Raw genomic sequence first — 10,672 nt, 5'->3', positions numbered from 1 at the left:
CCCATGCCCGCCGCCCTCTCTTTGACCGCACCCACTCGTCAGGCGCGCCAGGCCCGCGCCGCCGTCGCCGCGCTGTTCCTCACCAACGGCGCCGTGTTCTTCAACGTCGTCCCGCGATATCCGCAGATCAAGGCCGATCTCGGGGTGAGCAACGCCGTCCTCGGGACCGCGCTGGCCGGGACCTCGATCGGTGCGTTGCTGGCGGGGCTGCTGGCCGGCGCCGCGATCCGCCGGTTCCGATCCGCGCGCGTGGCGGCGTTCGGGATCGTCGTGACCACGATCGCGACGCTGGTCATCCCCATCGCGCCGAACTGGATCGCGCTGGGCGGCGCGCTGTTCGTGGTGGGCGCTCTCGACGCGGTCGTCGACGTCGCGCAGAACGCCCACGGCCTGCGGGTGCAACGACTGTACGGGCGGTCCATCCTCAATTCGCTGCACGGCCTGTGGAGCGTCGGCGCGGTCATCGGCGGTCTGATGGGCTCGGCCGCGGCCGGCCTGCACATCCCTCTCGCGGTCCACCTGGGCATCTCCGCGGCGCTGTTCAGCGTCGTCGCCGTCGTCGCCCACCGGTTCCTGCTGCCCGGCCCGGACGACGCCGAGCGGTCCGCCGAAGCGCAGGACCTCGCCGCCGCCGACGGCCACCCGGCCGCCCCGCCCGCCCACGCGGACCGGCGCGGAGGCCGGCGCTCGTTCACCGGTCCCGCCGTGCGGATGCTGGCCGTGCTCGGCGTGCTCGCCGCCTGCGGCGCCCTGGTCGAGGACGCGGGCGCGTCCTGGGGCGCCCTCTTCCTCAGCGACCTGCACGCGAACGCCGCCACCGCGGGACTGGCCGTCGTCGCCTTCCAGGCCGCCATGACCGCCGGCCGTCTCACCGGCGACCGCGTCGTGAACCGCTTCGGCCAGCGCACCGTGGCCCGTGCGGGCGGCGTCCTGGCCGCCGCCGGCATGGGCGCCGCTCTCGCCGTGCCGTCGGTCGCGACCGCGCTGGCCGGCTTCGCCCTGGCCGGGCTCGGTGTCGCCACCCTCGTGCCCGCCACCATGCACGCCGCCGACGAGCTGCCCGGGCTGCCCGCCGGCACCGGCCTGACCGTCGTCAGCTGGCTGCTGCGCGGAGGATTCCTGCTGTCGCCACCCCTCGTCGGGTTCGTCGCCGACCTGATCAGCCTGCGCGTCGGGCTGCTGTCCGTCGTCCTGGCCGGTGCCGCCACCGTCGTCCTCGCCCGCGTCCTCGTGAACCGTACGTAGTCCGGGCCCGGCGGCGGGCGTGAACCGGCCGGCACCGCCCATCGGCCGCCCGCCGCCCGGTTGGGTCTTGACATTGGGCTTGGGAAGCCCCTAAATCCTGATGTTACCGGTAACGCACTCTCAACATCCCGGAAACAAGCAAGGTGCCGGCCACTCCGGCAGAACCGCGAGCGCGTGGCGGCCGGCCCTCATCCGTCCATCCGTCGGCAACGGCTCCGGCCGGCCCCGTACCTCGTGCGGGACGTCGCTCGCTCTCGCCCGTCTCCCACCCCCAGGAGAAGAACATGCGCGATACATCCCCTCTGTTACCCGGCCGGGCGCGCCGTGGACGGCCGTCGCCGGCGGCCGTCGCCGCGTGCGTCGTGGCGGCCCTGGCGACCATGCTGGCGAGCGCGCTGACGTGGGCGGCGCCCGCCTCGGCGGCGGTGGCTCCGCTGGTGAGCGCGGCGGCGGGACGCTGCCTGGACGTGAAGGGCAACGTCGACACGCTGGGCACCCCGCTGGACATCTGGGACTGCAACGGTCAGGCCAACCAGGGGTTCGAGTTCACCTCGGCGGGTGAGCTGCGGACGATGAACGGCACGCGCTGCGTGGACGCCTACAACAACCAGACCTCACCGGGCACGCAGGTGATCATCTGGTCGTGCAACGGGCAGGCGAACCAGAAGTGGCGGCAGAACGCCGACGGGTCCGTCACCGGGACGCAGTCGGGCCTGTGCCTGGACGTCGACCACGCGGGCACGGCCAACGGCACCGCGGTCATCCTGTGGACCTGCAACGGCCAGAGCAACCAGAAGTGGGGCGGCGGCACCGGAACCGGCGGCGGCACGCTCGTCGTCGACGCGGCCACCGTCGTGCGGCCGGTCACGCGGGTCGGCTCGGGCACCCTCTACGGCCTGTCCGACGCGAACACCCCGCCGGTGTCGGTCATGCAGCCGCTGAAGCTCAAGCAGCTGCGCCAGCCCCCGCCGCTGCACGAGCACCGGCCCAACGGCGTTCCGGCGCCGATCGGCGACACGCTGAACGTCTGGAGGAACGCGGCGGCCATCGGCGCGGTGATCACCGTCGACATGGCGGACAGCTTCGACGGCTTCCCGTACTGGTGGACGAACTGGAACGACTGGTACAGCCGGATCGACAAGATGATCGCCGCGGCCAAGTCGGCGGGCGTCACCAACATCGACGCGTGGGAGCCGTGGAACGAGCCCGACTGGACCTGGCCCTCGGGGTCGGGCGTCTCCTTCAACGAGGGCTGGGTCCGCACCTACCAGCGCATCCGGCAGAGCGAGCCGAACGCCGCCATCATGGGGCCGAGCTACTCCTACTGGGACGTCAACCGGATGCGGGCCTTCCTCACCAACGCCAAGGCCACGAACACGGTGCCCCAGGTGGTGTCGTGGCACGAGCTGAGCGGCTGGCGGCAGGTCACGGGCAACGTCCAGGCCTACCGGAACCTGGAGCGTGAGCTCGGCATCTCCCCGCGGCCCATCTCGATCAACGAGTACGCGGCGACCGGCGAAATCGACGTCCCCAGCAGCGCGAACCACTACGTGGCGCAGTTCGAGCGCGCGGGCGTGCGCGACGCGCAGCGGGCGTTCTGGTACGAGGCGGGCACCCTCAACGGCCTGCTGTACAACGGCCGGCCGACCGCGTCGTACTGGATGTACAAGTGGTACGCGGACCAGACCGGCAACATCGTCAAGGTGACCCCGACCACGGACAACGACGGCGTGGCCGCCTACGACGCGGGCGGCAGAACCTTCAGCGTCGTCTTCGGCGGCCAGTCGGGGAACGGCTCGATCCGGGTGGACGGCATCGGCGCGCTCGGCTCCTCGGTCACCGCCACCCTCGAGTCGGTGCCCGGCTCGGGACGCACGACGAACGTCTCCGGGCCGACCACGGTGTCATCGAACGCCTACACCGTCACCAACGGCAGCGTCACGATCCCCATCGCCAACCAGAACGCCGGCGGCGCCTACCGCCTCGTCCTCACCCCTCGCTGAGCGGTGCGCCGGTCGCCGGGGCGCGGCCCCGGCGACCGGGAGGTGAAAGGCCGCCGGCACCCCTCGCCGGTGCCGGCGGCCCTGCCCGCCGTCCTCCCTACTCGCGGATCAGGTGGACCAGGGCGCTGGCGTAGTCGCCGGGAGCCAGGTCGGGGAACACGCCGTGGGCGAGCAGGACGACGCCGTGATGGATCCGGCCGGTGGAGCGGTCGCGGTAGCGGGCGCCGGGATCGAGGGCGCGCAGCCGAACGCCCGGCTCGGGATGGCCGAACCGGCGGGAGCGCCGGTGGACGAGCACGGCCGTCTCACTCCCGTCGGGGGCGAGGTACTGCACGGCCGACAGCTCGCGGTCCGGAGGCAGCAGACGGTACTGCCGGCCGTGCTGGACGAGCGGACGGATCCGCTTGTAGTCGGCGACCAGCTCCGCGGCCCGTTCGAGCTCCGCGTCGCTCCAGTCGGTGAGGGCGCCGCCGATGCCCAGCACGCCGGCCATCGCGACGTGGAAGCGGAATTCCAGCGGCGTCTCCCGGCCGGTGTAGGGGTTGGGGCTGTCGGTGACCCAGGCGCCCATGACGCGGGCGGGGTAGAGCTGGCTGAAGCCGTGCTGGATCTCCAGCCGGTCGAGGGCGTCGGTGTCGTCGGAGGTCCACACCTGGTCGGTTCGCCGGAGGACGCCGAGGTCGACCCGCCCGCCGCCGCTGCTGCAGGACTCGATACGCACGTGCGGGTGGGCCGCGCGCAGCCGGTCGAGCACGGCGTACAGGGCGCTGACGTGGCCGGTCCACAGCCGCTCGTCCGGTCCCGCCTCCGTGAAGGGGCGGTTCATGTCCCACTTCAGGAAGTCGACGGCGTTCTTGGCGAGCAGCTCGTCAAGGGTCCGGAACAGCCAGTCGGCCACCTCCGGCCTGCTCAGGTCGAGCACGAGCTGGTTGCGGTGCTCGGTGCGCCGCCGGTTCGGCCGGTGGATGACCCAGTCGGGATGGGCGCGGTACAGATCGCTGTCCGGGTTGACCATCTCCGGCTCCACCCACAGGCCGAACAGCATGCCCAGCTCGTGCACCCGGTCGATCAGCGGCCCGAGTCCGTCGGGGAAACGGCGCGGGTTGGGGTGCCAGTCGCCGAGCCCCGCCGCGTCGTGCGTGCGCGCGCCGAACCAGCCGTCGTCCACCACGAACAGCTCGACGCCGATCCGGGCGGCCTTCTCCGCCAGCTCGATCTGGCCGTCGAGCGAGACGTCGAAGCCGGTGGCCTCCCAGGAGTTGTACAGCACGGGCCGCGTCTCGCCGGGGTGCGGCAGCACGTGCCGCAGCTGGTGGTCGTGCCAGGCGCGGCTCGCGGCGCCGAAGCCGCCGTCGGTGTACAGGCCCGCGCACACGGGGGTGACCAGTTCCTCGCCGGCGGCCAGCTCCCGCGTCACCGGGTCGTGTCCGGCGCCGGCCGAGAGCGTCACCCGCTCGGTCGGGAGCCGCTGCGCGGTGAGCCGCCAGCTTCCGCTCCAGGCCAGCGCGCAGGAGTAGACCTCGCCGTGCTCCTCGCCCGCCGTCCCGTCGTCGACCATCGCCCAGGGGTTGGCCTGGTGGCTCGTCACGCCCCGCCGGCTCGTCGTCACGGTCTCGCCGTACGGCAGCTCGGTGCGGTGCAGCCGGGTCTCGGCGCCCCACTGGCCGCGCACGCAGCTGAGCCGGTAACCATCCATGCGGGGGAGCACCCAGGTGGCGGAGTCGGCCCGTACGACGGTGACGGGCTCGCCCTCGTTGCGCAGCACCAGGTGCCGCTCGATGACGTCGCTGTCCTCGTGCACGCCGTAGTGGCACTCGACGGTCAGCGGATAGTGGCGGTCGGCGAACGTCAGCACCAGCTCCCGATCGGTACGACGTTGGCCGGTGGGGACGAGCTCCAGATCCCGGGTGCCGTCGGCGAAGCGCACCTGCACGGCCGCGTGCCCGTAGAACAGGCCGCCGGTCGCGGTCAGGTCCAGCGTGCCCTCGGCGGCGTCCTCCACGGGGCGGAAGGGCGGCCGCGGCAGCAGCGGCAGCGAGGCCGCCTGCTCGACGGTGAGCCGGGGGCCCCAGTGCAGCACGCGCAGCCGGTCATGGTCGTCGAGATGCAGGACGTAGGAGGAGGACGGCCCGGACAGCACCCAGAGGCGGCGTTCGGAGTCGTGGACGATCATGTTGGCCTTCCGTTGCGAAGAGGGCTTGGGCGGTGGGGGACGAGGACATGCCGAACGCCCGCCGCCATGGAGGGCGGCGGGCTCGGGAAGGAGGGCGCGGTCCGGCGGCGGGGCACACGGTGGTCGATCCGGGACGGCGCCGAGGTCAGGACGGGGCGGGGCCGCTGCTCTCCCGCACGATGAGCTCCGGCTCGCTCCAGGCGGGCACGGGAGGGGCGGTCTGCGGCTCCAGCCTGCGGTGCAGCAGGCCGAAGCAGGCGCGGCCGAGCCCCTCGAAGTCGAGCCGGACGGTGGTGAGCGAGGGGTTGAGGTAGGCCGAGGGCGGGGCGTCGTCGAAGCCCACCACACTGAGGTCGCCGGGGATGTCCCGCCCGGCCTCACGGGCGGCCCGCATGACACCGAGCGCGAGGTCGTCGTTGCCGCACAGGATGGCGGTGACCGAGCGGTCCGCCAGCAGGGAGCGGACGGCGAGGTAGCCCGAGCGCGGCGTCCACCCCCCGTGCGACGGCTCGGGCACCGGGCGGTCCGCGGCGCGCAACGCGTCCTGCCAGCCCTGGGTCCGCTGGGGGGACGGGCTGGTGGAGGAGGGGATGGCCACGTAGTGGACCGTCCGGTGTCCCAGGCCGAGCAGGTAACGGGTCGCGTGCGCGGCGGCGGCCCGGTCGTCCAGCCAGACCTGCCACGGGCCGCCGTCCGCGGCGTCGCCCTCGTCGGGGCGGCGTTCGACGGCGGCGGCCACCGGGACGTCCGGCGGCAGCGCCCGGAGCGCGCGCACGCCCGCGTCGTCGTAGGCGATCACCATGACGGGCTCCCCGGGCCGGTTGAGCCGCAGGGCGATGTCCGTCTGCTGGGACTCCGGCTCCAGGACGCTTATGCCGACGGAGAAGCCGGCCGTCCTGGCCGCCTCCTCCATGCCGCGCAGCGTGGCGGCCGCGCCGTACAGGGCGGTGTCGGAGGTCAGTACGGTGACCGACCGCACCGGGCCTCCCGCCAGCGTCTGGGCCAGCTTGTTGGGCCGGTAGCCGAGCTCGGCGATGACCTGCAGGACCTTGGCCCGGGTCGCCTCGCTGACCCGGGCCTTGCCGTTGATGACACGAGAGACGGTCTGCTGCGAGACACCGGCCACACGTGCGACGTCCCAGATGCTCGCCGAGCGGCCGCGAGAAGCGTCCTGCGCTGGCATGTGACCGGTAACTCCCATAGCTCCAGAGCCTACTTGATGGCGGCGTTCGCCTCGTCGTTGATTTTCTTGGCCGCGTCCTGCGCCGGCATCTGCCCGAGCCAGACCTGGTTGAAGATGTCGAGCGCCTTCACGTTGTAGGTGTCGGCCGCCTCCGTGAGGGGGTAGCCCATCGTGGTGCCCTCGGCCGCCTTCTTGAACCCGGTGACGTCCACGCCCTTGGCCTTCCACGCCTCGGCGAAGACGTCGTTGAGCGAGCTGATCCCCGGCCAGACGGCGCCCGCCTGGGCCACGGCCTTCTGGTGCTTCTCCGAGGTCAGCCACTTGAGGAGTTCCCACGCCTCCTTCGGGTGCTTGGTCCCGGAGTAGATCGCCTCGGTCAGGCCGTTGTAGACGCTGCCCTTGCCGACCGGCCCAGCGGGCAGGTCGGCGACGCCGAAGCCGCCGTCGGGAAGCGCGGTGTCGAAGGCGCGCAGCATCCAGCTTCCGTCCATCGCGGTGGCCGCCTCGCCGCGGCCGACGACCTGGTCGAGCGACGGGCCGTTGGGCGGGTTGGTGACCGTGGCGGGCACGGCTACGTGGTACTTCAGCCGCAGGTCCTGGACGAACTGGATGGCCTGCACGCAGGCCGGCTGGTCGATGGTCCACCGGCCCCACGGCTTGTCCTGGAGCTTGCACCCGTTCTGCAGCGCGAAGTTCCACCAGTCCTGCTGGCCGGTGGGCGCCTGCATGGCCAGGCCGTACTGCTTGACCTTCTCGGGGTCGAAGCCGGGCTCGTCGGCGCGCTTGCCGTTCTCGTCGACCGTCAGCTTCCGCAGCGTCTTGACGAAGGTGCCGCCGTCGGCGGGGTTCCAGGTGAGGCCGTCGAGATCGGCGGGGGTGAGCCCGGCCTCCTTCAGGGCCTTGGCGCTGTAGAAGAGCCCGATGGTGTCCCAGTCCTTCGGCAGGCCGTACACCTTGCCGTCCACCTTCCAGCCCTCGGCGAGCTTGGGGTCGTAGCCGGAGGTGTCCACCTTGTCCTGCGCGATGAGCGGCGCCAGGTCGGTGAGCACGCCCTCCTTGCCGAACTTGGGGAAGTAGGAGACGTGGTCCCAGAAGACGTCGGGCGCCGAGCGCCCGGCGAGCTGGGTCTGCAGCTTGCTCCAGTAGTCGTTCCAGTTGTTCAGCTCGATCTGGACCTTGATGGTCGGGTGGGCCTTCTCGAACTCGCGGATCGACTGTTCGATCGGCGGCTTCTGCACCTCGTCCCACATCGCGTAGCGCAGGGTGACGGCGCCGCCGGAGGAGCCGGAGTCGTCCGAACCTCCGCCGCAGGCGGCCAAGGCCAGGAGGGCCGCCGTCGCGACCATAGATAAACCGATTTTTCTGGACATAGCTGCATGCCCTTCTTCTCTGTGGAGGTGGTTACTTCAGCCCGGTCAGGGCGATCGAGCGGACGATGTGCCGCTGGAACAGCAGGAAGATCACGACGAGTGGGAGCAGCGCCAGGGCGGCGGCCGCCAGGATCAGGTGGTACTGCGAGGAGTACTGACCCTTCAGCGCCGAGATGCCCAGCGTGACGACCCTGACCGCGTCGCCGTTGGTGATGATCAGCGGCCACAGCAGCGTGTTCCAGGTCGTGATGAACGTGATGGTGGCGAGCGTCGCGAGGATCGGGCGGCTCAGCGGGAGCACGACGCGGGTGAGCACCGTCCAGGTGCCCGCGCCGTCGATGCGCGCGGCCGACTCCAGGTCCCTGGGAATCGTGCGGAAGTACTGCCGCACCAGGAAGATCCCGTACGGCGTGCCGAACGCGGTGGGCAGGATCAACCCAAGATAGGTGTCGATCAGCCCGAACTCCCGCATGATCAGGAAAAGCGGCACAAGGGTGACGATCTGCGGCACCATCATCGTCGCGAGGTAGCCCCAGAACAGTGCGTCGCGGCCGGGGAACGACATCCGCCCGAAGGCGTAGGCGGCCATCGTGCTGAAGACGACCTGGCCGACCGTGACGGCCCCGGCGTAGACCAGCGAGTGCAGCAGGAAGCCGGCCATGTCGTACTCCGACCAGACCTTCGCGAAGTTGCCCAGCGTGACGGGGAAGGCGGGCTCCCAGGCGGGGGTGGTGAGCACCTTCGCGGGTTCCTTGAAAGCCGAGTTCAGCGTCATCAGGTACGGCGCGACCGCGACCGCGGCGCCCATGAAGAGCGCGAGATACAGCGCGATCCTCTTCAGCTGTGTCCTCTTCATCGGGTCCTCACGAGAAGTCGTACACGGTGCGCTTGCGGAAGTAGAGGAACTGCGCCGCGGTCACCAGCAGGATCAGTCCGAACAGCACCATCGCCAGCGCCGAGGCGAACCCGGCCCGGAAGAGCTGGAAACCCTGCTGGTAGATGTGGAAGTTCAGCACGTCGGTGGCGCCGCCGGGACCGCCCTGGGTCATCACGAAGACCGTGTCGAAGACCTGGAACGACCCGATCGTGTTCGTGACCAGCACGAAGAACAGCGACGGCCGCAGCAGCGGCAGGGTGATCATGAAGAACCGCTGCGCCGGCGTGGTGCCGTCGATCGCCGCGGCCTCGTACAACTGGTGCGGAATCGCCTGCAGCCCGGCCAGCAGGATCAGCATGGTGTAGCCGGTGTACTGCCAGACGTTCACCGAGGCGATCACGGGCATGGCCCAGGCGGGATCGGTGAGCCAGTTCGGCCCGTCGATTCCCACCATGCCCAGCACCTGGTTGACCACGCCGTGTCTGGGGTCGAAGATCCAGGACCAGACGATGCCGAGGGCCACGGGCATGGCCATCCAGGGCAGCACGAAGGCCACGCGGAAGACCTTGCCGCCGCGCATCCGCCGGTTCAGGGCGAGAGCCAGCAGCAGGGCCAGCACGGTCTGCGCCGGGATGTTGAGCAGTACGTAGTAGACCGTGTTGACCAGGGACCGCCACGCATCGGGATCGGCGGCCAGTTCGCGGTAGTTGTCCAGGCCGACGAACGAGGGCGCGCCCATCAGGTTCCAGTCGAACAGGCTCAGCGCCGCCACCCCGAAGATGGGCGCGACCAGGAACAGCAGGAATCCGATCAGGCTCGGCGCGAGCAGGGCGTACGCCTCGGCCGTGACGCGCACGTGCCGCGCGAACCGGCGGTCCGACCGTCGCCGGCGTCCCTGCGCCGAGGCGAGGGGAACTATGTCATCAATCACGCTTCACTCCGTACGCCGCTCCACGGGGTCGAGCGGCAGCGGGCTGCCCGGAAATCTGGCGCAGACGCTTCTGTAATGGAGAGAAGAGTTACCGATAACATGCCTCTCGTCAAGGGACGACGTCGCCCGTGGGCCGAGCCCGTGGTCGTGTTCTCACGACGACGGCCGCGCGGGCGCAAGCGCCCCGCCGGCGATGGTCCGCGCGTGACCGGCGTGCGGGATGACGGGCGGGCGCGAGGGGGCGCGGGGACGAGGAGGTGCGGCGACCAGGCGCAGCAGTCGTTGCCGGCCACGGGAAAAGGGGCGGCCAGGTCATGGCCGCCCCCGGTGAGTGAGTGGTGATGTCAGACGCGGGTCCACTGCTGGTTGGTGCCACCCCAGCAGGAGTAGATCTGGAGTTTCGTGCCGTTGGCGGTGCCGGCGCCGATGACGTCGAGGCACTTGTTCGCCCCGACGGCGGTGATGGTGCCGTCGGAGTTGAGGCGCCACTTCTGGTTGTTCTGGCCGTTGCAGTCCCAGATGATCACGCTGCTGCCGTCGGCCGTGCCGCCGCCGTTCACGTCCAGGCACTTGTTGCCGTAGACCCGCAGCTCACCGGCGCTGGTGGAGGTCCACTGCTGGTTGGACTGGCCGTTGCAGTCCCAGATCTGCGCCTGCGCGCCGTTGGCCTGCGAAGCGCCGTTCACGTCCAGGCACCGGCCGGAGGCGACCCCCCTGATCGCGCTCGTGGAGCCGGGGTTCGGGCTGGTGCCCGGGGAGGGAGTGGTGCCCGGGGACGGGCTGGTGTTCGGGGTGGCGGCGTTGAGTGCGTTGAGGACGGAGGTGTAGGCCTGCTTCTTGTTGAAGTTGCCGTCGAACAGCAGCGGGGTGTCGCCGCTGCGCCAGGACCA

At 71.0% G+C, this 10,672-nt stretch carries 8 protein-coding genes; 2 read left to right on the top strand and 6 right to left on the bottom strand.

What is annotated here, in order from left to right; genetic code table 11:
• Positions 1 to 3: 3 nt before the first annotated feature.
• Together ACWEQG_RS20770 and ACWEQG_RS20765 are read left to right on the top strand one after the other, a co-directional pair.
• Positions 4 to 1,245: an MFS transporter gene (locus ACWEQG_RS20770; RefSeq protein WP_452286810.1), complete on the top strand. Its 1,242-nt coding sequence runs from the start codon at positions 4 to 6 to the stop codon at positions 1,243 to 1,245.
• A 284-nt stretch (positions 1,246 to 1,529) separates the two neighbouring features.
• Complete coding sequence (locus tag ACWEQG_RS20765) at positions 1,530 to 3,248, top strand: ricin-type beta-trefoil lectin domain protein (protein WP_452286808.1); 1,719 nt, start codon at positions 1,530 to 1,532, stop codon at positions 3,246 to 3,248.
• 97 nt (positions 3,249 to 3,345) lie between these two features.
• On the opposite strand, the gene ACWEQG_RS20760 is transcribed toward ACWEQG_RS20765, so the two are convergent.
• From ACWEQG_RS20760 to ACWEQG_RS20735, 6 genes are all read right to left on the bottom strand, one after another.
• Positions 3,346 to 5,421, bottom strand: coding sequence for an alpha-galactosidase (locus ACWEQG_RS20760; protein WP_452286806.1), 2,076 nt, complete (start codon positions 5,419 to 5,421; stop codon positions 3,346 to 3,348).
• A gap of 145 nt (positions 5,422 to 5,566) precedes the next feature.
• Positions 5,567 to 6,604, bottom strand: a complete 1,038-nt coding sequence (locus ACWEQG_RS20755) for a LacI family DNA-binding transcriptional regulator (RefSeq protein ID WP_363470870.1) — start codon at positions 6,602 to 6,604, stop codon at positions 5,567 to 5,569.
• A gap of 29 nt (positions 6,605 to 6,633) precedes the next feature.
• A complete protein-coding gene (locus tag ACWEQG_RS20750; protein WP_452286804.1) occupies positions 6,634 to 7,974 on the bottom strand; it encodes an ABC transporter substrate-binding protein in 1,341 nt (446 codons plus the stop codon).
• Between the two features lie 31 nt (positions 7,975 to 8,005).
• Positions 8,006 to 8,830, bottom strand: coding sequence for a carbohydrate ABC transporter permease (locus ACWEQG_RS20745; protein WP_452286802.1), 825 nt, complete (start codon positions 8,828 to 8,830; stop codon positions 8,006 to 8,008).
• A gap of 7 nt (positions 8,831 to 8,837) precedes the next feature.
• Positions 8,838 to 9,782 carry a carbohydrate ABC transporter permease gene (locus ACWEQG_RS20740; RefSeq protein WP_452286800.1) on the bottom strand — a complete coding sequence of 315 codons (945 nt, stop codon included), beginning with the start codon at positions 9,780 to 9,782 and terminating at the stop codon, positions 8,838 to 8,840.
• Between the two features lie 344 nt (positions 9,783 to 10,126).
• The coding region (locus ACWEQG_RS20735; RefSeq protein ID WP_452286798.1) for a lectin at positions 10,127 to 10,672 on the bottom strand (546 nt) is incomplete at its 5' end.

It is taken from the genome of Microbispora sp. NPDC004025 (assembly GCF_053604425.1).
This window is presented reverse-complemented; position numbering and strand designations above follow the sequence as displayed.